At 44.2% G+C, this 22,665-nt stretch carries 22 protein-coding genes; 6 read left to right on the forward strand and 16 right to left on the reverse strand.

Annotated elements, in window-relative coordinates; translation table 11 throughout:
* Window positions 1-64 precede the first annotated feature (64 nt).
* From modC to R7Z77_RS12075, 4 genes are all read right to left on the reverse strand, one after another.
* Entirely contained in the window at window positions 65-1,171 is a 1,107-nt protein-coding gene (gene modC, locus R7Z77_RS12060) for a molybdenum ABC transporter ATP-binding protein ModC (RefSeq protein ID WP_005376229.1), read from the reverse strand.
* Window positions 1,168-1,857 (reverse strand): molybdate ABC transporter permease subunit, encoded by a 690-nt coding sequence (gene modB / locus R7Z77_RS12065; protein ID WP_005376227.1) that lies wholly within the window; start codon window positions 1,855-1,857, stop codon window positions 1,168-1,170. Before modB ends, modC begins: the two co-directional genes overlap by 4 nt.
* 27 nt (window positions 1,858-1,884) lie before the next feature.
* Window positions 1,885-2,640, reverse strand: coding sequence for a molybdate ABC transporter substrate-binding protein (gene modA / locus R7Z77_RS12070; RefSeq protein ID WP_005376225.1), 756 nt, complete (start codon window positions 2,638-2,640; stop codon window positions 1,885-1,887).
* 69 nt (window positions 2,641-2,709) lie between these two features.
* Window positions 2,710-4,161 carry a cobyric acid synthase gene (locus tag R7Z77_RS12075; RefSeq protein ID WP_053308076.1) on the reverse strand — a complete coding sequence of 484 codons (1,452 nt, stop codon included), beginning with the start codon at window positions 4,159-4,161 and terminating at the stop codon, window positions 2,710-2,712.
* 155 nt (window positions 4,162-4,316) lie between these two features.
* Between R7Z77_RS12075 and R7Z77_RS12080 the strand changes: the two genes are divergently transcribed.
* Window positions 4,317-4,691: a YgiW/YdeI family stress tolerance OB fold protein gene (locus R7Z77_RS12080; protein WP_005376220.1), complete on the forward strand. Its 375-nt coding sequence runs from the start codon at window positions 4,317-4,319 to the stop codon at window positions 4,689-4,691.
* A gap of 154 nt (window positions 4,692-4,845) precedes the next feature.
* Window positions 4,846-5,382, forward strand: coding sequence for a hypothetical protein (locus tag R7Z77_RS12085; RefSeq protein ID WP_017634623.1), 537 nt, complete (start codon window positions 4,846-4,848; stop codon window positions 5,380-5,382).
* Window positions 5,383-5,511: 129 nt separating this feature from the next.
* On the opposite strand, the gene R7Z77_RS12090 is transcribed toward R7Z77_RS12085, so the two are convergent.
* From R7Z77_RS12090 to R7Z77_RS12100, 3 genes are all read right to left on the reverse strand, one after another.
* Complete coding sequence (locus R7Z77_RS12090) at window positions 5,512-6,195, reverse strand: ATP-dependent zinc protease (RefSeq protein ID WP_213967854.1); 684 nt, start codon at window positions 6,193-6,195, stop codon at window positions 5,512-5,514.
* A gap of 11 nt (window positions 6,196-6,206) precedes the next feature.
* On the reverse strand, window positions 6,207-7,394 hold the full coding sequence (locus tag R7Z77_RS12095; RefSeq protein WP_025767759.1) for an aromatic amino acid transaminase: 1,188 nt from the start codon (window positions 7,392-7,394) through the stop codon (window positions 6,207-6,209).
* A gap of 155 nt (window positions 7,395-7,549) precedes the next feature.
* Window positions 7,550-8,407, reverse strand: a complete 858-nt coding sequence (locus R7Z77_RS12100; RefSeq protein ID WP_025767758.1) for an AraC family transcriptional regulator — start codon at window positions 8,405-8,407, stop codon at window positions 7,550-7,552.
* A 120-nt stretch (window positions 8,408-8,527) separates the two neighbouring features.
* Here R7Z77_RS12100 and R7Z77_RS12105 point away from each other — a divergent pair, with 120 nt between their 5' ends.
* Window positions 8,528-9,913 (forward strand): MATE family efflux transporter, encoded by a 1,386-nt coding sequence (locus R7Z77_RS12105; RefSeq protein ID WP_005388027.1) that lies wholly within the window; start codon window positions 8,528-8,530, stop codon window positions 9,911-9,913.
* An 84-nt stretch (window positions 9,914-9,997) separates the two neighbouring features.
* Here the strand turns inward: R7Z77_RS12105 and nrdG are convergent, their stop codons facing one another.
* Together nrdG and nrdD are read right to left on the reverse strand one after the other, a co-directional pair.
* On the reverse strand, window positions 9,998-10,468 hold the full coding sequence (nrdG, locus tag R7Z77_RS12110; protein ID WP_017634628.1) for an anaerobic ribonucleoside-triphosphate reductase-activating protein: 471 nt from the start codon (window positions 10,466-10,468) through the stop codon (window positions 9,998-10,000).
* An 84-nt stretch (window positions 10,469-10,552) separates the two neighbouring features.
* Entirely contained in the window at window positions 10,553-12,673 is a 2,121-nt protein-coding gene (nrdD, locus tag R7Z77_RS12115) for an anaerobic ribonucleoside-triphosphate reductase (protein WP_205391165.1), read from the reverse strand.
* Window positions 12,674-12,982: 309 nt separating this feature from the next.
* Here nrdD and R7Z77_RS12120 point away from each other — a divergent pair, with 309 nt between their 5' ends.
* Window positions 12,983-13,846, forward strand: a complete 864-nt coding sequence (locus tag R7Z77_RS12120; RefSeq protein WP_213967856.1) for an endonuclease/exonuclease/phosphatase family protein — start codon at window positions 12,983-12,985, stop codon at window positions 13,844-13,846.
* On the opposite strand, the gene R7Z77_RS12125 is transcribed toward R7Z77_RS12120, so the two are convergent.
* From R7Z77_RS12125 to R7Z77_RS12135, 3 genes are read right to left on the reverse strand one after another with little or no spacing between them, the layout of a single operon-like run.
* Window positions 13,843-14,283, reverse strand: a complete 441-nt coding sequence (locus R7Z77_RS12125) for a YeeE/YedE family protein (RefSeq protein WP_213967857.1) — start codon at window positions 14,281-14,283, stop codon at window positions 13,843-13,845. The two genes, R7Z77_RS12120 and R7Z77_RS12125, sit on opposite strands and share 4 nt — an antisense overlap.
* A gap of 14 nt (window positions 14,284-14,297) precedes the next feature.
* Window positions 14,298-14,699: a YeeE/YedE family protein gene (locus R7Z77_RS12130; RefSeq protein WP_045465622.1), complete on the reverse strand. Its 402-nt coding sequence runs from the start codon at window positions 14,697-14,699 to the stop codon at window positions 14,298-14,300.
* A gap of 24 nt (window positions 14,700-14,723) precedes the next feature.
* Window positions 14,724-15,017 carry a metalloregulator ArsR/SmtB family transcription factor gene (locus R7Z77_RS12135; protein WP_318136686.1) on the reverse strand — a complete coding sequence of 98 codons (294 nt, stop codon included), beginning with the start codon at window positions 15,015-15,017 and terminating at the stop codon, window positions 14,724-14,726.
* Window positions 15,018-15,168: 151 nt separating this feature from the next.
* On the opposite strand from R7Z77_RS12135, the gene R7Z77_RS12140 reads away from it, so the two are divergent.
* Window positions 15,169-16,872, forward strand: a complete 1,704-nt coding sequence (locus R7Z77_RS12140; protein ID WP_258470672.1) for an FAD-dependent oxidoreductase — start codon at window positions 15,169-15,171, stop codon at window positions 16,870-16,872.
* Window positions 16,873-16,939: 67 nt separating this feature from the next.
* Here the strand turns inward: R7Z77_RS12140 and R7Z77_RS12145 are convergent, their stop codons facing one another.
* A complete protein-coding gene (locus R7Z77_RS12145; RefSeq protein ID WP_017820174.1) occupies window positions 16,940-17,638 on the reverse strand; it encodes an aspartate/glutamate racemase family protein in 699 nt (232 codons plus the stop codon).
* A 136-nt stretch (window positions 17,639-17,774) separates the two neighbouring features.
* Complete coding sequence (locus R7Z77_RS12150; protein ID WP_064354807.1) at window positions 17,775-18,575, reverse strand: PhzF family phenazine biosynthesis protein; 801 nt, start codon at window positions 18,573-18,575, stop codon at window positions 17,775-17,777.
* A 147-nt stretch (window positions 18,576-18,722) separates the two neighbouring features.
* Here R7Z77_RS12150 and R7Z77_RS12155 point away from each other — a divergent pair, with 147 nt between their 5' ends.
* Window positions 18,723-19,172, forward strand: a complete 450-nt coding sequence (locus R7Z77_RS12155; RefSeq protein ID WP_053303648.1) for a YkgB family protein — start codon at window positions 18,723-18,725, stop codon at window positions 19,170-19,172.
* A 198-nt stretch (window positions 19,173-19,370) separates the two neighbouring features.
* Here R7Z77_RS12155 and R7Z77_RS12160 read toward each other — a convergent pair whose 3' ends face one another.
* Window positions 19,371-19,847, reverse strand: a complete 477-nt coding sequence (locus R7Z77_RS12160) for a DM13 domain-containing protein (protein WP_005376099.1) — start codon at window positions 19,845-19,847, stop codon at window positions 19,371-19,373.
* Window positions 19,848-20,042: 195 nt separating this feature from the next.
* Window positions 20,043-22,367, reverse strand: a complete 2,325-nt coding sequence (locus R7Z77_RS12165; RefSeq protein WP_064354808.1) for an FdhF/YdeP family oxidoreductase — start codon at window positions 22,365-22,367, stop codon at window positions 20,043-20,045.
* Window positions 22,368-22,665 lie beyond the last annotated feature (298 nt).

The following is a 22,665-nucleotide window of genomic DNA, read 5'->3' on the forward strand; positions in this document are numbered from 1 at the left end:
TCTAGTAACAAAGGCCGCACTTTGCGGCCTTTTTTGATCATGAAGCGTAAATCAGTCTAAACGGTTAATGAGGCGCTAGTGCCATATCTTTTTGTGTCACACTGACACCTTTAATTTGTGCAAAAACACGGCTACCAATTTTTAGGTTGAGATCGTCAAGGGCCCACGGTGTGATCGTTGCCCACAAATAACATTTCTCGTCTAGCTTGAGTGATACATTAATACTCTGTTTGTCATCGGCTGCGTTAAACACTTCGATGGAATCGACAATAGCAGGCAGAATATTTCGAATCGACGTCGCCTTGGGCTGCTCGAGCGTGATAGAAACGTCGTTGGCACGCACTTGCAAGCGTATTGGCGTGTCTGGTGTTCCGTCAATCTTTTGCACCCACAGGAATACATTAGGTGCAAGGCTGATACAAGTCAGTGCATAACGTTCATGATGTTCAGCAATCCGGCCTTCAAATAAGCTGCTTTGATCTGAGAAAGATTGCCATGGACGCATAGCATGAGAAGCCCACACTTCTTCAAGCTTACCTGAACTCGAAATTTTACCTTGGTCAATAATTGCAAGGTGCTGAGCAAGCCTTAAAATTTCCTGGAGACTGTGTGTGACATAGATAATAGGGATATTTACCTTCTCCGACAACTCCTCAAGAAAAGGCATTACCTCACGCTTTCTTGGCATATCGAGTGAGGCAAGTGGCTCATCCATCAAAAGCAAATTGGGTTTAGATAGCAATGCGCGCGCAATCGCAACACGTTGCTTTTCACCACCAGAAAGTGATACCGGAAAGCGCTTTAGTAACGGTTTGATAGACAAGAGTTCGGTGACTGCATCAAAATACTCGTCATCTTTTTCTTTAACGCCATATAACAAATTGCCTTGAACCGAATAGTGAGGAAACAAACGTGAATCCTGAAACACATAACCAATACCACGCTTGTGCGTTGGTAGGTTGATTCCCTGTTCACTGTCAAACAAAACATGCTCACCAACCGCAACATACCCTTGCCTTGGAGTTACCAATCCGCTGATGATGTTAATCAACGTCGTTTTACCAGCACCAGATCGTCCAAACAAGGCACTAATTCCGTTACAGGGTAACTTAAGTTTGATGTCGAAGTCAGTCTCACCAAGCATTTGTTTAAATTGGACTTTAATCGTCATTGCTTCGCACCCAATCTGCTTGCCGCTTTACGATTTAGCCATTCAGAGATCATTAATGTAGACAAGGCTAACGCGATAGAAATGATACACAGACGAGCCGCCTGCATTTCTGCACCTGGCGTTTCAATAAAGTTGTACATTGCCAGCGGAATCGTTTGGGTCTCACCCGGAATGTTAGAGACGAAACTGATCGTCGCCCCGAATTCGCCAAGACTACGAGCAAATGACAGCATCGTGCCCGTAATAATTCCGGGAATGGTCAGTGGTAACGTGATGGTGAGAAACACTTTTAAAGGAGAAGCGCCTAACGTAGAGGCTGCGTGCTCCAATTTAGGGTCGACGCTATCTAAGCTTAAGCGTACTGAACGAACCATCAAAGGCAAAGCCACGACAAGACAAGCGACTACTGCCCCTTTCCAATTAAAGCTAAAGACTACCCCTAAGTTTTCATAGAGCCACTTTCCAAGGAACCCTTGTCGTCCTAAAGAAATCAACAACAAATAGCCGATTACCACTGGCGGCAATACCAGTGGTAAATGAACTAAGCTATCGAGAATCGATTTACCAAAGAACGTTTTTCGAGAAAGTAGCCAAGCAAGAAAAACGCCGAGAGGAATCAGCCAAAGTACTGCGTACGCGCCTACTTTGAGGCTTAACATTAAGGCTTGGTATTCCAGTTCTGTCACGCTTCGTTCCTATAATTGAAGGCCGGTTTATTGCTGAAAGCCATATTGAGCAAAAACGCGTGCGGCTTCGTCCGATTTTAGGTACTGGAAGAACTGCTCCGACTCAGTAGAATCATTCACAATTGCAGCCGGGTAAACAATAGCCGCATGCGTATCACTCGCAAATTCGCCGACAATTTTGACTTTATCAGTTAACTGAGCATCGGTTTTGTAGACCACACCTAAAGGCGCTTCTCCACGTTCAACCAACGCCAAAGCTAAGCGCACATTCTTTGCTGGTGCGACGTGAGTTTGAACCGCTTTCCATACACCCAGTGTAGTCAATGACTCTTTCGCGTACATACCAGCAGGTACTGACGTCGGATTGCCTAAAGCAAGACGATTTCCATGCAATGCCTTCTCCCATGCCTTTGCATCAGAAAAGTTAAATGAGGTTAATTCTGAAGACTGAGGAGCAATCAACACTAAGCTATTGCGCACTAGATTTGTGACATTGTCACGATAAATGACGTCTTTATCGACCAAATAATCCATCCATTTCGTGTTCGCAGAAATGAATACATCCGCTGGTGCGCCATTGATAATTTGTCGAGCGATAGAAGAAGAACCACCATAAACGGGAGTAATAGAAACGTCATACTTTTCTTCAAAGTTTTGCGCGATCTCGTTAATCGCATTCGTCATAGAAGAGGCTGCATACACTTTTAGGTTCGTTGATGCGTTTGCTGAAAATGAAATGCTTAATACTACCGTAAGGCAAGCATACTGTTTCCATGCTTTCATAGAGATACTCCAATACAAGGCAAGCGAAAGAACAGGTTATTTAAATATAAAGTTCAATCAGTTAATGGGCTATTTAAACAAAAAATCAAGGCGCACATGTTGTTCTATCGCATCTGCGATGCGATTAATGCCTTGCTCCTTTAACTCTTCAAAGTCTTGTTGTTTGATTTGGGTGCCGTTTACCCATTCTGATACCAGGCTTAAGACAGCTGCCTCGTCAAAGAACCCGTGAAGGTAGGTTCCCATGATTTGGCCACACTCGCTGATCGCCCCCTCCGCTTCACCGGAACTGAATGTAAGAGGTTGCAGGCCCCGTACTTCACTTCGCCCTACGTGGATTTCATAACCCTTTACATTGGCTGTTTTGCCGTTAAGAGAAAGCTGTGCTTGTGTGTTTGTAAGCTGTTTGCTGTTAGTTAGCGTCGTAGTGATATCAAGCAAGCCAAGTCCTTCGCTTTGACCTGGTTGGCCTTCGACGCCGTTTGGATCATCAATCAAGTTTCCAAGCATCTGGTAGCCGCCACAGATACCAATCACTTTTCCACCAAGACGAATATGACGCAAGATATCTTTATCCCACCCTTGGCTTCTTAGATACTCTAAGTCGTCTCTCACTGATTTGGTCCCAGGCAAAATAACAAGGTCGGCTTTATCTATTTTTTCGCCTTTACCTACATAACGTAGATTGATATCTGGATTCAATCGCAGCACATCAAAATCAGTATGATTACTAATCCGGGTTAAAACAGGCACAACAACATTCAGTTTTACCTCAGAGTGCAACTCTTGCTGCGCAGTGATCGCGTCTTCTGCTTCTAAATTCAAACCATGAAGAAAAGGAAGTACACCAAGTACAGGTTTACCTGTTTTTTCTTCTAGCCAATCGAGGCCCGATTGCAATAAACGAATATCACCTCGAAAACGGTTGATAACAAATCCTTTTACTCGCGCTTGTTCAGATTCAGAAAGTAACGCAAGTGTTCCGTACAAATGTGCAAACACTCCACCACGATCAATATCAGCAACAATGATCACTGGTACATCAGCGGCCTCAGCAAAACCCATGTTTGCAATATCGCCTTCTCGTAAATTGATTTCAGCAGGACTCCCCGCGCCCTCGATAATGATCGAATCAAATTCTTGAGTCAGACGAGAGAAGGAATCTAACACCGTGTCCATCGCCACTTTCTTGTAATCATGAAAGCCAGCCGCATCCATATTGGAAATCGCCTTACCCTGCAAAATGATCTGAGCACCTGTATCACTGTTAGGTTTAATTAAAACCGGATTCATATGTACGGTTGGCTCAATATTACACGCCTGTGCCTGAACGGCCTGTGCTCGACCTATTTCACCGCCATCTTTGGTTACCGCACTATTTAGTGCCATGTTTTGTGGCTTAAATGGGGCAACATTTATCCCTTTTCGTGCTAATACACGGCATAAACCTGCCACAAGGACACTTTTTCCGGCATCCGAAGTGGTGCCTTGAACCATTAAAGATGGGATCGCTGATTTCATGAACATTTGTAAGGAATAGAGGAAGATGAACAATCATAACGTCATCGTCCCCACTTACTCAAGCAAATGAATAGAATATGAATGTTGAAATCATCATTGGTTCAAACAAGCCCTGCTTTAATGACCCCATCAAAACAAACCGATGAGGATGTAACATGAAAAAGAATACAATTATCGCAACAATCGCCGCCTTAGCTATTGCTCCTTCTATCGCGTTCGCGAAAGATAACGCTCAAAACCAATCAAACTTGCAGTTTAACGGTCCTGTCACTGTGGAAAAATTGGATGCCTTGCTAAACGACTCCAATATGTTTACTGAAAAAGATGTGGTCGTTGAAGGTAACTTATTGCGTCAAGTTCGCGCGGATAAGTTTGTCTTTAGCGATGGTTCCGGTGAAGTGATGGTCGAACTCGATGACGATATTCAGCTAAATACTCCGATTGATCATACGACTAAAGTCCGTCTGTTTGGCGAATTTGAAGGCGGGAACAAACCAGAGATTGAAGTCGAACAACTCGTGGTCATGTAAAACAAACCCCGATTGCTGTGCATATCAACATGATGTAGTGACGATTACAGCTAAATAGTGACGGCAAGCACTTAAAATGATAGCTTTATCAATCTTGGTCTGCTTTTTGCAGACCATTTTTTTGTTCATTTTATTCATCTTGCCCGGAGACACCATGCTAGGTAAAGCTCTAAAGGTTGCAGCCTTTGGTTTGTGTGCTATTTTGCCACTTTCCGCACATGCAAATAATTTCAACTACAACACGATGGAATTTCGCATGGGCACTAGCCCTGGTACATTTGGTGGCGAGTTCAATACCTACTTTACAGAGAATACCCATTTCATTGCTCGCGCAGACAGTGAATTCAGCGGAGACTGGGACATTGCTGGTGGTATAGGCTTTAATGGGCCAGCAGGCCAATTTGCAGATATTTATGGCCAAATGTTGGTACACAACATTAAAGAGAACGGCAGTGATAAAGTCGGCGACGAGTGGCGCACGGAAGTGAATATTGGCACTCGTATTTGGTTTATGCAAAATGTTGAGCTACATGGCCGTATCGGCCAAATCATAGATAATGACGATTCGAATACCATTTACAATCTAGGCGCACGATTCCACTCAACTCAGCAACTATCGCTTGGTGCAGATTTTAAAAATAATGGTGTCTATGGCCAGCAAATTGTAATGTCTGCTCGTTTTGCATTTTAGTGGACATGACTATGACTACCAGGGCATCACAAGCAAGCATATGATTCAATAAAAATAGCCTCCGATTTTGGAGGCCATTTTTTGCTAATCAAGAATTATTAGCTTGTAGCAGAAACTAGCTTTAATACATCAGTTTTTAGCGGTTTTTTTAGGTTTATCTTGCACATATTTTTTCGATACATCCACAACGGCAATATCTCTAAAAAAGCTTCGACCAAGCAAAATTGGAAACGTCATATGTCCGCGATCCGCTAACGTAAACTCTGTCTTTTCTTTGTGATCCCCAACGGTAATGTAGGCTTTTACCACCGCTCGTTTATCCACCTCTTCTGACAAAGACTGCTTAACTTTAGCCCAGCGCTCAACGGGTACTTTAAATTCTTTGGTGTCTTTGTCACCTAAATCTATCTTAAATTTAACCCAGTCTTTACCATCACGCTCAAACGGAACAATGTCAGTCGCACTAATTGATGATGTTGTCGCACCTGTATCGACTCTAGCCTTGAAAGTCTGGTCAATTTCAGGAACATAAACCCATTCTTCAGAACCAAGAATTAACATGCCATCGGGTGTTTTTGTGACCTTGACTGGCTTCTTAGGCTTTGGTTCCGGCTTTTTCTCAGGTTTCGCTTCTGGTTTGGGCTCCACCTCTGGCTTTGGATCTACATCAGGTTTCACTTCTGGCTCGACTTTAACGGGCTCTTCGACCTTTGGCGACTCTGGCTCAACAGGTTCCTGCGTCGTTTGAGTTGACGTACAAGCAATTAAACTGCCGCTCATCATAAGCGGCAGAATCAGTTTCCAGTTTTTCATCCACACTCCAATTAAGCTTGAGATACTTTCTTAATTGCGTCCGCTACGTATGGAATATGAGTTTCGGTAAGTCCGGCAATGTTAATTCGACCATCGCCAACACCATAAATGCCATAATCTTCACGCAGTTGCGCCATTTGGTTTCCACTAAAGCCTAGCACAGTAAACATGCCTTTGTGACCCTCAATGAAATCAAATTGATCTGTATTATGGTTGTTTCTCAACTCGTTACACAAACTTTGACGAAGGCTAACCAAACGATGTTGCATTTCACTCAATTCTTGCTTCCAAACGGAAGTGAGATTGTCATCTTGCAGAATGGTCTTAACTAAAGCTGCACCATGGTCGGGTGGCATCGTGTAAGTCGAGCGAGCTAGAGTGAGGAGTTTACCTTTTGCATTGGTTACATCATGCATGTTCTTACCAACCACAATCGCTGCACCAGTTCGTTCACGGTACAGACCAAAGTTCTTCGAACATGAAGTAGTAATCAACATCTCTTCAACGTTATCTGCCATAAAACGAAGGCCTTTTGCGTCTTCTTCTAGGCCATCACCGAAGCCTTGGTAAGCAATGTCCACAAATGGGATGAAACCGTTCTTCTGCGACAATTCTGTAATGGCTTGCCAAGCAGAGAAGTCAATATCCGCACCAGTTGGGTTGTGGCAACAACCATGAAGAAGTACCACATCTGAAGGCCCAGCTTTCGCAAGATCATCCATCATTTTTTCGGTGTCTACTTGTTTCGTTTCCGAAGAGAAATAGTGGTAGAACTTAACTTTAAGGCCTGCTGCTTCCATCACTGGCTTGTGGTTTACGTAGCTTGGGTTGGAAATCCAAACCGTCGTATCTGGCTGTGCGATCTTCATTAGATCACCGAGCATACGCAGCGCACCACTTGCACCTGGCGTTTGAATAGCTGCAACACGATCCATTGCAGACGTTCCCGTCAGTAGCAAATTGATCATGCTTTTATTAAATTCTTCGCAACCTGCAAGACCAACATAAGACTTGGTTTTTTGAGTTTCAACAACGACATCCTGCGCCATTTGAATGGCTTTCATAATCGGCGTTTCGCCTGCGCTGTTTTTGTATACGCCAATGCCAAGGTCAACCTTGTTTGGACGTTCATCGTTACGGTATGCAACGGATAGAGATAAAATAGGATCTAATACGGGAGTTGGGAGATTAGAAAACATGAAAGTCATAACCCTTTGAAATTCAAGTACCGAACCTCACGTTAACACCATCGCAAAAAATGACGAAATGATTTTTCACTTATTTCATCAATTAGAGAACAAAATTCTGGATTGCGGTGAGTTTTGTGCGCTCTATCGTTCAGAAAAAGAACGATTCACTCCTCGTTGTACCAATCCACTCTACCGTTTTTTCTAAACTCTCTTGGTGTCATGGTCGACCACGCTTTAAAACGTGTACTAAAGTTAGCGCTGGTCGGATATCCGACTATTTCTCCAATATGCTGAATTGGCCATTCTGTTGAACGAAGTAACCTAGCAGCATATTCCATGCGCATACGCGTTAAATGTGCCATTGGGCTTCGACCAAACTGCTTTTGAGTCAGTCGATGCAAATGAGGCTCCGAACATGGATATAGAGCCGCCACCTGCTCAACGCTCCAATCCTTATGGAGCTGACGTTGGACAAGGTCAAATACACGCCGAAGCCTCAATTGGCTGCGTGATATCGACTCTGAGGGCGGCATGTTTAACATCAGCTCTAACTGAGCCACACTATGCTCACCTACCGCACCACCATAATCGATTGGAAGGTTAATGCTGCGTAGTAACGTTTGGATACATGCATACATCACTTCAGGTGTAGATGAAAGCTGGTAGCGAACATCGCATTCTAATATCGGCCACTCTCTATCAGGAGCAAGAAAAAGCCACGCGATCTGCCAAGGTTCTTCTTCTATACCAAAACCGTTTTCAACACCTGCGGGTACTGTAATCAACGAGCCCGGTTCCAAATCGTATCGATAAGTCCCACTCTCTAGCCACCCTTTACCACGCACCGTATAGAGCAGCATGTGTTTCTTTTGGTTTTTACGATAAACAGAGAAGAAGTCACGACAAGTGGCAATGCCGCACTGCACAATGCCTCTCTCCTCAAGTGCTAATACTCGACTGTGATCAATAAACTCTTGATAAGTTTTTTCTGAAATCGCGTAGCGTTCTTGTTTATCTTCCATGATTTATTGGCTCACATGTGCGTTAGTAGAGAGTTTTACAAAGGTTTTGGATTCCTTTGAAAAATACACCGCCAAATCATGAGGATAAACTACTCGCATTAATCTTTAAGGAGAAATGCGATGCTCTTAACACGCGAATACATCGATAAAGCATTTTGGCAAAAGCTGATTACGATTGGCCTACCTGTTTCACTTCAGTCCATGCTTTTTGCTTTGCTCGGCGTCGTGGATATTTTCATGGTAAGCCTACTCGGAGAATCTGCAACGGCAGCAGTTGGAGTTGGAAATCGTATCTTTTTCTTCAACCTAGCGGTTGTCTTTGGCCTGTGCGGTGCAGTTACCGTACTTGCTTCTCAATACTACGGCTCAGGAAACCTAGCCGGAATTCGCAGAACGTTGGCGCAATCTTGGTTTATTTCCATTTTGGTGACGCTGCCGTTTATCGTTCTTTATGCGATTTTTGATGAAGAGATCGTCTCTTTTATGTCAGACGATCCTGAATACGTCACTTATGCACGTGATTATCTTGTGGTTACGGGCTTTAGCCTCATTGCTACGGCGATAGTAGTACCGATTGAAGCGGTATTGCGCTCCGTGGGCCAAACCAAACTGGCAACCAACGTTAGTATCTCCGCCATTGTCGTTAACGTCGCGCTTAATTATGTTTTGATTTTTGGTTTATTTGGTTTCCCTCAATGGGGCGTATTTGGTGCAGCCGTAGGTAGTTTTGTTTCTCGATTTTTCCAAACCGCCGTCTTGATTTATTTTTTCTACAAACGATATGCTTACCTAATTCCGACTAAGTTCGATTGGGTACAAGGCCGCTTAAAACAGTATCGAAAAAAGTACTTTAAGGTTTCTTTACCCATGTTGGTCCACGATGCACTTTGGACTGGTGGATTGATCGTTTACAGCATCATCTATGGTCAATTGGGCGTTTCAGAACTGGCGATCATCTCATTCTTATCACCGATTGAAGGGGTACTGATTTCAACCTTTATGGGATTTGCGGTCGCTGCATCCGTTCTTCTTGGGAATGATATTGGTGCAAAACATTATGACCGAGTCGAGAAAACGGCGTGGTGGTATGTGTTAACCAGCGCAATCTTAGCCACCTTGCTGTTTTTCCTAGTGTGGTTGAGCTCGCCCATGATTCATCACCTATTGGTACTGAGCCCGTTAACCGATGCAGACATGGCACTTAACGTATGTTTAGTCATGGCGCTAGGTATGATTTTGAGGGTGTTTAACATGGTTGGGATTGGCGGCGTACTAAAGAGTGGCGCTGATATTCGCTATAGCATTTTCATCGACACGTTCGGTCAGTGGGCTATTGGCATCCCCCTTACTTATTACACAGGCATGGTGTTAGGGCTGCCTTTGCATTTTGTCTTGATGTCTCTGCTCGCGGAAGAGTTAGTGAAAGGCGTACTGACGACTTACCGTATTCAATCTAAACGTTGGATAAATAATATGGTTGAAGATGACCAATCGGTGACAGCGTAACCAAAAAGACATTAACGAACTCACACCAAAAGGGCTCACCCGTTATGCACGCGTGAGCCCTTTTTATGTGCGGAGAATGCTTGATTAGATGTCCGTAAAGCGATGAATGATTTGGTTTGAACTGCCACGCCATTCGAGATTGAGGTCTTTCTTGTCTTGTTCAAACTTACCATCAATCAAAACATCGATGTATTGCACCACTTCCCTTTGCGCGTTATTCAGTTCCGTCAGCGTGTAGCCAGTCCAAACCCAAATGTCTTTACCTGGGCACTCCTCTCTCACCCTTTTCACTATCTTCAAAATATGAGGCACATTAGCAGGGTGAAGCGGATCTCCACCCGACAACGACAAGCCACGGCGTTTGATACGCGTGTCGTTTAAGTCAGCGATGATTTTGTCTTCCGCTTCTTGCGTGAAAAGTACACCAGAATCCAAACGTTGCGTCGACTGGTTATAACACCCACGGCACTGATGCACACAACCCGACACAAACAGCGTGCAGCGCGTACCCGGTCCGTTAACAACGTCAATTGGATAGTATTGGTGGTAATTCATAATGCGTCTCTGTGTTATCGCGAAAGAGAAAATCAACCTGTTTAAAGTTGATTTTCAAAGTGTTAAAACGAGTGGTAGTAAACCTTACAGGTGTTTAACTCGGCGCTTCACTTCTTCTTGCTTACCGAAGTTAAACGGGCGTGCATCTGGGCTGCCTAGGTAGCCACAAACTCGACGTGTTACTGATACTTTAGTTGAGTCATGGTTACCACAGCTTGGGCAAGTGAAGCCTTTACTTGTACAGTCAAACTCGCCGTTGTAGCCACACTCGTAGCACTCATCAATTGGCGTGTTTGTACCGTAGTAAGGCACTCGGGTGTAACTGTAGTCCCATACGTTTTCTAGTGCTTCAACGTTACGTTGCATGTTCGGGAACTCGCCGTAACAGATAAAGCCGCCGCTTGAGATTTCTGGGTAAGGCATCTCAAAGTCGATCTTGTCGTACGGGTTCACCTTCTTCTCAACATCTAGGTGGAAGCTGTTGGTGTAGTAACCTTTGTCTGTTACGCCTTCAATTACACCGAACTCTTTCGCATCGATGCGGCAGAAACGGCTGCATAGGTTTTCACTTGGCGTTGCATATAAGCTGAAGCCATAGCCAGTTTCGTCAGCCCATTGATTCACAGCATCTTTTAGATGCTTGATGATAGCGACCGCTTTTTCACGCAAAACAGCGTCATCATAAACGTGCGCTTCTGTACCGAATAGCGCGTTAATTGTCTCGTGTACACCGATGTAACCAAGAGAAATAGACGCACGACCGTTCTTGAAGATATCTGCGATTGAGTCGTCTGCTTTCAAGCGAACACCACATGCGCCTTCCATGTATAGGATTGGGGCCACGCGTGCTTTCACGTTTTCAAGGCGAGAGATACGTGTCTCTAGTGCTTTACGAGCAAGACGTAGGCGGTCATTTAGAAGCTCGTAGAATTTCTCTTCGCTTCCGTTTGCACGGATAGCGATACGAGGAAGGTTCAAGCTCACGACGCCAAGGTTGTTACGACCTTCGTGAATCAGCTCACCGCTTTCTTCGTAAGTACCAAGGAAGCTACGGCAACCCATTGGCGTTTTGAATGAACCGGTTACTTCCACTACTTTGTCGTAGTTAAGAATGTCTGGGTACATACGCTTAGACGCACACTCAAGCGCAAGTTGCTTGATGTCGTAGTTTGGATCTTCTGATTTGTGGTTCAAACCATCTTTGATGCCGAATACAAGTTTAGGGAATACCGCTGTTTTACGGTTCTTGCCTAGACCTGCAATACGATTCTTCAGAATCGATTTCTGGATCAGGCGGGATGCCCAGCTTGTACCAAGACCAAAACCGAACGTAACGAATGGGGTTTGACCGTTCGCTGTATGCAGCGTGTTTACTTCGTATTCTAGAGATTGAAATGCGTCGTAACACTCTTTCTCAGTGCGCGCTTTTGCGAACTCTTCTGGCTCAGCAATGTTCCACTCTTTTGCAATCTCTAGGTGTTTCTCGTAGCTTGTGATTACGTACGGTTCTAGAACCTCATCAATACGGTTGATGGTTGTACCGCCGTAAATGTGGCTCGCGACTTGAGCAATGATTTGTGCTGTTACCGCTGTTGCAGTCGAAATTGATTTTGGCGTATCAATCTCAGCGTTACCCATTTTAAAACCATGCGTCAGCATGCCTTTAAGATCGATAAGCATACAGTTAAACATTGGGAAGAACGGTGCGTAGTCTAAATCGTGGTAGTGAATGTCACCCACTTCGTGCGCTTGAACCACATCGCGAGGAAGAATGTGCGTCTTCGCGTAGTGTTTCGCTACGATACCAGCCAACAAGTCACGTTGAGTCGGAATTACTTTGCCGTCTTTGTTCGCGTTCTCGTTGATTAGATCCAGATTACTTTCTTCAATCAAACCTTCGATTTCGCGAGTTAGTGCACTTTGCTTCTCACGAGCGATGTCGCGATCGTGGCGATATTCAATGTAAGAACGCGCTAGGGCTTTGTAAGGACCTTGCATGAGTTCATTTTCGACTAAGTCTTGAATCTCATGGATGTGAACTTCATCGTGTTCTCTTAACTGTAACTCGACAGCAAGAGCCACATTAAGAGCATAAATAGCGACATCTTTATCTTTGTTTTCCGCTGCTGCTTCAACTGCTGCTTGGATACGATCCCTGTTGAACGGAGCTCTTGATCCGTCGCGTTTGATTACGATTGGTTTCACTTTGTTCTCCTTACCCGAGCATACTCACAGAGTTATCCATAAACACACTATATGGGGTCATTTTTTATTCTGGCAACACAATATATTGTGGCGTATTTAACGAGAAGCACCACTCGAAAACATTGATTTTGATCAATAAAGATTGGCTAGCGAACAAGAAGAAATCGATCTTATTGGCGTTGATCTCAGTTGCGAAGAAAACCATGAAAATTGCAAAATTGGTACTAAATCTACTTGCTATTTTTGGAGGTCTTGTAGGATAAAGGATGGAAAGGAATACGCTAAAAGATAGGAGTGCAACAGGCCAAAATGCGATCACTTTTTGTTACGTTAATATTACTTTTTAGTTCTCTTTCATTTGCTCAAAACTCCATCAATCTAACCAGTTGGAACATAGAATGGTTATCTATAGATGGTGGAAAAGTGTCGAGAACACCACAAGATTTTGAAAAGCTGACCCACTATGTGGATAAAACACAAGCCGACATTTTTGCTTTTCAAGAAGTCGAAAGTGCTGCTGCCATCCAAAAAGCCGTTGGCAATGACTTCACTATTTATCTTTCCGATCGTTCAAACGCCTCCAACCGACACCTTCAGTTTAACGACACTAACCAATACACAGGCTTTGCCGTGCGCAATGGCGTAAGCGTATTAGACAAGCCAGACTTCTCAATCACACGAGGCAACAGCAAGCTGCGCTTCGCGAGCTACCTTGTTTTCAATCCAAACCAAGAAAACGAGACTCACCTACTCTCTGTACATCTGAAAGCGGGTTGCAGTGGCGCGTATCGTAATAACCGCGATTGTAAGATAGTGAAACAACAAGGACAGGCACTAGCTAAGTGGATAAAAGCGCGCGAAGACAACAAACAACAATATGCGGTGCTTGGCGACTTTAACCACAATTTGGGTTATCGAGGAGATTGGTTATGGGAAGTACTATCGGACAATACCGATGCTAAGTTAGTGACCAAAAATACCAAAGCGGAATGTAAAGTGCGTTCTAATCGTAATCCGAATAAAACCCACCAATTCCGCTCGGTGATAGACCACATTATTGTGAGTGGTGATTTAAAGGCGTCGTCTGGTGTTCAAACCGTTTTCAAAACACAAGATGTGCTCGACTACAAACTGAGTGATCATTGCCCGGTATCTACGACGCTCTCTTTTTAGCCACGAACCACTCTTTTAGCGGTGAATGACCCAACCAACATTGCCGCTATAAAGAGCAGAACTTGTACGTTGCCAGTAAAAAGGCTGGCAACCGCAGGACCAGGACACACACCCAATAAGCCCCAACCAATACCAAACAGTGCTGCACCACCAACTAGCTTTTTGTCTATCGCTTTAGAAGTTGGACATACAATCTCATCACCAAACACAGATTCGCTTCTTGGCTTTATGAATAACAGATAAGCAGGAACGAACACCGCAAGTGCTCCGCCCATAACGAAGGCTAAGCTTGGGTTCCATGAACCGGTAATATCGAGAAAGCCGATCACTTTTGCCGGGTCTGCCATACCGGAAATCACCATACCAATGCCGAAGAGCACACCAGAAAATGCAACGATGGAAATTTGCTTAATACTTTTCATTACGTGGGTTTTCATTACGACACTATTCCTTACGAGACTAGCAAGACGGTTAACATGGCTGTTGCCATAAAAGTACACGTCGCGACAACAGAACGGACAGAGAAACGCCCCATTCCGCAAATACCATGACCACTTGTACAACCATTACCAATACGTGTACCGACTCCGACAAGCAAACCAGCAACGACAACCAAACCAAGAGAACCGCTGTACTCAGTTGGTACGTGTCCGCCAAGGGCATAAACAGCAAACACACCGCCTAATGCCATCGCAATTAAGAACACAATTCGCCAAACGCGATCTGTATTCTCAACAGCGCCATTTAATATCCCGCTAATTCCCGCCGTCTTACCAGTGAAAAGCATCAATATTACCGCTGATGCGCCAACCATTACGCCGCCCAAAAGCGACATCCAAGGAACTTCAAACATAACAACCCCGATATAAAGTTTGAATTATTGCTTACAGAAAACTTGGTTAAACGCTTCGATCAGCGGAGCGACTCTCCCATCAGAAATCGAATAAAACACCTGCTGAGACACCTTTCGAGCTTTGATGATGCCGTGTTTTCTCAATACGGTGAGGTGTTGTGAAAAGGCTGATTGGCTTAATGTTGAGCCTTCAAACAGTTCACCGACCCCTTTTTCGCCTTCAATTAGCTTGCACATCACGATTAAGCGCTCCGGATGAGCCATAATTTTAAGTAGCTCACTCGCTTCGGTCGCGCTTTGTAGCATACTGTCGCCCATTCTTATGCCCCTTCATCAATACGTTAATTTTTATTAGATATTACTAATTAACATTATTAAGTCAATGCTAATGTAGCCAAATTAACATTAGACACAGCTAATTTATTTAAGTAAGGTGTAGACGCTTTCGATCATTCAGTAGGAGAAATCCATGAGCAAAATCGTGATTATTGGTGGTGTTGCTGGCGGTGCATCTGCAGCAGCTCGCGCTCGTCGTCTTAGTGAAGACGCAGAAATCATTATGTTTGAACGCGGTCCATTTGTGTCATTTGCAAACTGTGGCTTGCCGTACCACATTGGTGGCGATATCCAAGAACGCAGCAAACTGCTTCTTCAAACGCCTGAGAGCTTTTTAGCGCGTTTCAATGTTGATGTTCGTGTGATGAACGAAGTGGTTTCAATTAACCGCCAAGATAAAACGGTTACGGTTAAGAACCTACTTGATGGCTCTGAATACCAAGAGAGTTACGACTTCCTTCTACTTAGCCCTGGTGCAGGTCCAGTTGTGCCGCCTATTCCCGGTATTGATAACCCGTTAACGCACTCACTGCGTAATATTCCAGATATGGATCGTATCATTAAGACGATCGAAACCAACAAAGTTGAACACGCTACAGTCGTTGGCGGTGGTTTTATCGGTTTGGAAATGATGGAAGCCTTCCACCAGCTTGGCGTAAAAACCACATTGGTTGAAATGGCGGATCAAGTGATGACGCCCGTTGACCGAGAAATGGCTGGCTTCGCACATGCTGAAATTCGTGAGAAAGGCATCGAACTTAAACTTGGCGTCGCACTTGAGTCGGTGAAATTCGTACCTAACGAGCACGTGGCAAGTTTCGACTCTGGTGAGAGCGAAAAACACCAACATCTAGAAGGTGAATTGGAATTAACACTAAACAATGGTGAAAGACTCACCACCGATATTCTGATTATGGCAATTGGTGTTCGCCCCGAGACCAAATTAGCAAAAGAAGCTGGCTTAGAAATCGGCGCTCTTGGTGGTATTTATACCAATGAATACATGCAAACCAGCGATCCTTCGATCTACGCTGTCGGCGACGCGGTAGAAGAGAAAGACTTCGTGACTGGCGAGCAAACTCTAGTGCCACTTGCGGGCCCGGCAAACCGTCAAGGCCGAATGGCAGCAGACAACATGCTTGGCCGCCAAGAAACTTACCAAGGTACGCAAGGCACGGCGATCTGTAAGATCTTTGATTTAGCCGTCGCTTCTACTGGTAAAAACGAGAAACAGCTGAAACGTGAAAACATCGCTTATGAAAAAGTGTATGTGCATACAGCAAGTCACGCGAGTTACTACCCAGGTGCAGAAACCGTGTCATTCAAAATGCTGTTTGATCCAGTAACAGGTAAAATATTAGGTGCGCAAGCAGTAGGTAAAGACGGTGTTGATAAACGTATCGACGTAATGGCAGTTGCTCAGCGTGCTGGTATGACGGTAGAACAACTGCAACACCTTGAGCTAACTTACGCGCCACCTTATGGCTCTGCTAAAGATGTAATTAACCAAGCGGCGTTTGTGGCAAATAACATCATCAAAGGCGATGCGACCGCGATTCATTATGATGAAATGGATTCACTGACAGAAGACCAACTGTTACTTGATGTTCGTAATCCTGGTGAATTGGAGTCCGTTGGTTATCTTGAAGGTGCAATTAATATTCCTGTCGATCAACTACGTCGTCGCATGCACGAACTTCCTAAAGACAAAGAGATCGTGATTTACTGTCAAGTTGGGTTACGCGGTAACGTAGCATACCGTCAGCTGGTCAACAATGGTTACAAAGCCCGCAACTTGATTGGTGGATACAGAACTCTCAAATTTGCTCGCTTATAACTTGATAATAAAAAAGAGAAAACCACGTGCTTGGTTTTCTCTTTTTTTGCAGGAAAGAAAGCGTAGATCATTCACCTTCAATTGCCAAACGGACTGCTGCTTGAGCATGGATAGAAGTTGTATCAAGTAGTGTAACCTCGGTGTGACTTTGGTTTACAAGTAAGGCAATTTCAGTGCACCCGAGAATCACAGCTTCAGCTCCGTGCTCTTTTAGTTTTTCAATAATTTGCAAGTATATCGTCCTTGACTCCTCTTTGATTTCACCTTGGCATAACTCTTTATAAATAATGTTATGTACTTTAGAGCGGTCGTCTTGATCGGGAATGACGACATCAAGCCCATAACGGTCGGAAAGCCTTCCTTTATAAAAGTCTTGCTCCATTGTGAATTGAGTACCAAGGAGTCCGACCTTTTGAACCCCTTTCTCACGAAGTAACTCAGCAGTCGCGTCTGCGATATGTAGTATGGGGATATTAATACTGGCTTCAATTTGAGGCGCAACTTTGTGCATTGTGTTAGTACAAATAAGAATGAAGTCAGCGCCCCCTTTTTCTATTGAAGATGCAGCATCAGATAGAATGCTTGCCGTTTCTTCCCATTTACCTTGATGTTGAAGTTTCTCTATCTCCGAAAAATTCACGCTATACATACAAATTTTTGCGGAATTTAGGCCGCCTAACGCCTCTTTGACTCCTTCGTTGATCAATTTGTAATAACTAAGCGTCGACTCCCAGCTCATACCACCTAGAAGGCCGATAGTTTTCATATAACTCTCCAATCGTTATACACCACCGTGTCAGGGGGGTTACAAACAAAATTAACCACTTAAATAAGAAGCATTCAAGCGTATTCACTATTGAGCATTGGGTAACACGAAAATAAAATCATTCCCACAGGGACCGCTACGCGATTCTCATATATCCTCGCAATATAGTTACCGCACTTCCAGAAAGTTTAACGTGCTCAATGCTTAACAACTCTGTATGAACGACCCCACTTCTCTTAGAGGCTTGGAAGCCTTTCAGTTGCTTTTTGTTGAGCTTTTTAGCCCAGTAAACACATAAAGCGCAATGTGCAGAGCCTGTAACTGGGTCCTCGTTAACACCCACCCAAGGCGCGAAGTATCGAGAGACAAAATCGGCGTCAGTGCTTGATTGAGCAGTGATGACGACGCCACGGCCTTTTTGTTTAAGCAGCGCACCAAAATCAGGGTCGAGCTGTTCAAGTACAAATTCATCATTAATGACGACCAACTGCTTATTATCAAACTGACCGTAGGCGACTACATTGGCGGCATCTAACCCCAAACCATGAAGTAAGTCTTTGTTAATACTAGCTCGCATATCTAAAGTTGGAGCAGGAAACACCAAATGAATTTCTTCATGATCGAGTTGTGCAGTTAAAACCCCAGATAGCGTAACGAACTCAATCGTATCTCCAGTATTATATAACCCCTGCTCTTTCAGAACGTGCGCCGTTGCAAGTGTGCCGTGTCCACACAAAGCAACTTCCGTCCTCGGTGTAAACCAACGAAGTTGCATTGTACTGAGTGACAGAAATGCCGTTTCAGATAACGACATCTCGGCCGCGATGGCCAACATCGTTTCCTCATCAAGGCTTGACTCTGTGATACAAACACCCGCGGGATTACCTTTGAAAACCTCTGATGTAAACGAGTCAACCTGAAAAATTTTAACTTCCACGAAATATCCTTAAGTTCTATCAAACACGTAATTCTGTATCACGTGATTTTTAATATCTGTTGTTTGAGCAAAAAAAACCTATGAAATTTTCTACCAACCTTATAGGTCTTGTTGGAAGCGCTAACAAACAGGAGAATGTAGTTAATTATGCAAAACGTAAAAAGCCATCATCAATGTGACTCAATTGGATATCTTATCGGAGTTTTCGGCGTTTCTTTAGTTCTAATATGGATTGGTATTTATAAATTCACACCTACAGAGGCCAAGCTTATACAACCGCTCGTTGAAAATCATTTTCTGATGAGTTGGTTGTATGATGTGATGTCAGTTCAAACCGTATCAAACATCATTGGCGCAACAGAAATCATTGTCGCTATTGGATTAATCGTTGGCCTTAAAAACACACGAGTCGCTTATTTTTCTGGCATAGCCGCCGCAATTATTTTTCTTGCGACACTCAGCTTTCTAATTACAACACCGAATACATGGAAAGTGTCTGATGGGGTTTTGGTGACAAACTTCTTTTTAGTAAAAGATATTCTATTTTTAGCCATTGCGATTAGCGTCATCGAACGAAACAAGCCAAACAGAGAATAACTCTAAATAGTTCGAAATCTTGTTTTTCCAGAACGTAGCCTGAAAGGTGCAAACGACTTACAAGTCGAATGGTTCTGTCAATAACTCTAAACAAAGACTCTTAAATTTAGAATGTTTAAGAGTCTTTGCCTTCTAATGATGCGAAACAACATCCTAGCGTAAAGTGAAAAGAAAAGCCTTTTACTCTACTGCTAAGGTTTATTGATACTTTGCCGAAGTAATGAACTCACCGAATGTCTCGCACCATACAACAACCGTATTGTATTCAGAAATTGAAGTGCTTTGAGGAACCTCAACAACGAAGTTATCGAACGTTTTGACATCACCAATTAAGCTCATCTCAGATTTAAGGTCATTAAACTCTTGTTCCGTTTCGACAAACTTAGGAGATAGATAGAGTTTATAGTCTGGTCCGGGAGCGAGTTTTCCTACCAACGTAATGACTTCAGAACTCAAATGAATTTCTCCCTCTCCCCAATGAAAAGCGTCGCTACCTTTGAGTTCCCTCTTAAACACTGCGCTGTATTCTGCACCTTGCTTGCTCTTAGCAACTTGTTCATCGGTCGGCGCAGGTGGTGCAATAAGGATCGGTAAAGTATAGATACCTATCGCAATGCCAATAGAAACTGCCACTAAGTGACTGATTGTTAATTTAATTATATTTTTCAAGGTCATAAGCATCTTCTTATTAGTTTTACTACTTGAAATTAGATTCAAATCGGCCTTATCTGTCTATTATCGAGCAGCATAATGTCATTAACATTATACACAAGCTATGCGCACTAAATGCAGACTGAGCGCAATTAAAAACGGCTGATAATTAATATCAGCCGTTTGCTTATCGGAAATGTCGTTGTGCCGGTTTGGTCACTATTCCGCTTCCACCAAAGCGATCTTATCGGATGTCGATTTTTCCAATTTTATCGCAATAAACTTAGAGGTTGGCGTAAACGTTCTATCCCCATAACTGTCCAAAGGAACTAATGGGTTTGTTTCTGGATAGTAAGCCGCCGCCTGACCTGCTGGTACATCATAGGCAACAAGCGTAAATCCGCTCACACGGCGCTCAACGCCATCTTCCCACAATGACACCATGTCCACTTTGTCGCCCGGTTCAAAACCGAGTTTACGAATATCCGCTTCATTGATAAACAGCACTTCGCGCATACCAAATACTCCACGATAACGGTCATTCAAGCCGTAAAGTGTCGTATTGTATTGGTCGTGTGAGCGCATGGTTTGCAAGATCAAATCTGGCTTTTGGCCTTTTTCGAGTATCGCTTCGCTGATCAACTGCTTCGGCAACTCGCTAGAGCTGAACTGTGCTTTGCCGCTTGGTGTATTCCATCGACGCTCAGCAGCTGGGTTTACCAAGTGGAATCCACCCGGGTGTTTAAGCTTATGGTTAAAGTCGGTAAAGCCCGGAATCGTGTCGGCAATCAAATCGCGAATACGGTCGTAATCTTCAATCGCCCACAACCAATCAATTGGTTTTGCCCCGAGTGTAGCATTGGCAATACCGGCAATAATCGCTGGTTCTGAACGCAAATGCTCCGAACGCGGTTTTAGCTGACCAAATGAGATATGCACCATGCTGAAAGTATCTTCAACCGTCACGCCTTGTGGGCCAGTTGCTTGCTGATCAATCTCGGTACGGCCTAAGCACGGAAGAATAAGCGCATCTTTACCTGTGACAAGGTGAGAACGATTTAACTTCGTCGAAATGTGTACGGTTAAATTACAGTTTCGCATCGCGTTGTGCGTACGTTCTGTGTCTGGCGTTGCTTGTGCAAAGTTACCGCCCAAACCGATAAATACTTTCGCTTGCCCTTCTTCCATCGCTTTAATGGCTTGCACAGTGTTGTGGCCTTCACCGCGCGGGACGGCAAAGTTAAATCGACTTTCAATGCGATCCAACAACAGATCTGAAGGTTTTTCATCAATGCCCATCGTACGGTCGCCCTGAACGTTACTGTGACCACGTACTGGTGAAAGACCCGCGCCCGGCTTACCAACGTTACCTCGTAACATTTGCACGTTTGCGACTTCTTTAATGGTTGGTACAGAGTGACGATGCTGAGTCAACCCCATCGCCCAACACATGATCACACGTTCTGCACGTCGATACATGCTCGCCACCATCTCGATTTCACTTAAATCAAGACCCGATTGTTCCGCGATGTGTTCCCAAGAGGTTGCGTCCACTTCAGCCAAATACTCATCAATACCTGTTGTGTGTTGCTTGATGAATTCACGATCAAATACCGCTTTTCCACCGTTTTGCAATGCCTCGCGTTCCCATTGCAACAAGAATTTCGCGATGCCACGAAATACTGCCATGTCTCCGCCCAAAGCAGGACGCAGGTACGCCGTGTTTGTAGGCTCTGAGCCATTACTCAACATCTCAATCGGCATTTGTGGGTTTTGGAAACGCTCTAATCCGCGCTCTTTCAGCGGGTTTAGACAGATAACCTGTGCACCACGTTTCACCGCTTCGCGCAGAGGTTCAAGCATTCGTGGGTGGTTCGTGCCCGGGTTTTGACCAATCACGAAAATCGCATCAGCTTCTTCAAAATCATCAAAGATCACTGTGCCTTTACCAACGCCAATGGTGTCTTTCATCCCGATAGCACTGGCTTCGTGGCACATGTTGGAACAATCTGGAAAGTTATTGGTACCGAATGCGCGCACAAATAGCTGATACAAAAACGCCGCTTCGTTGCTTGCACGACCAGAGGTATAAAACTCAGCTTGGTGTGGTGAATCCAATTGATTGAGATGTTTCGCGACAAGTGCAAAAGCCTCATCCCAAGAGACTGGCACATAGTGATCGGATTCAGCATCGTATCGCATTGGGTGCGTGATACGGCCTTGGTATTCCAACCAGTAATCGGTTTGCGTTGAGAGAGAAGAAACGCTGTGATTGGCAAAAAACTCAGGATCAACCAGACGATTGGTCGCTTCCCAGTTTACTGCTTTCGCGCCATTCTCACAAAAATTGACTTTACCACTATCTGGCGACTCACCCCATGCACATCCCGGGCAGTCGAAACCGCCATTTTGGTTGGTTTTGAGCATGGTGCGAATGTTTTTAACTGCATTTTCACTGCCCCACCAACTTCTGGTTACGGCTTTCAGTGCACCCCAACCACCAGCTGGACCTTTGTATGTTTTTATTTGTTCTTTTTGGCTCACGACTTTACTCCTCGCAGATATACCAGCAAGCAGGGTGCCCGTGAAAACAAGCGCGTTATTTATTGAGATAATGCGGAAGTATTGAAGGGCTTAGTTTCTAATCCATGTATTTTTTAATCCAAATAAGTAACCACTCAACATGCTCTCGCTTGTCCGAGCGTTTACTTATCTAGATTCTTGATATCGGATACCCGCCTACTGTTTCTAAGACTGTTAGATTCAATTCGCATTGTTGCGCCTTGATCTAAATCAAAGATTAAGTCGTTATTCAATATGCGTCCAATTGATAATCCTGACC

Source organism: Vibrio sp. 1401 (assembly GCF_033340295.1).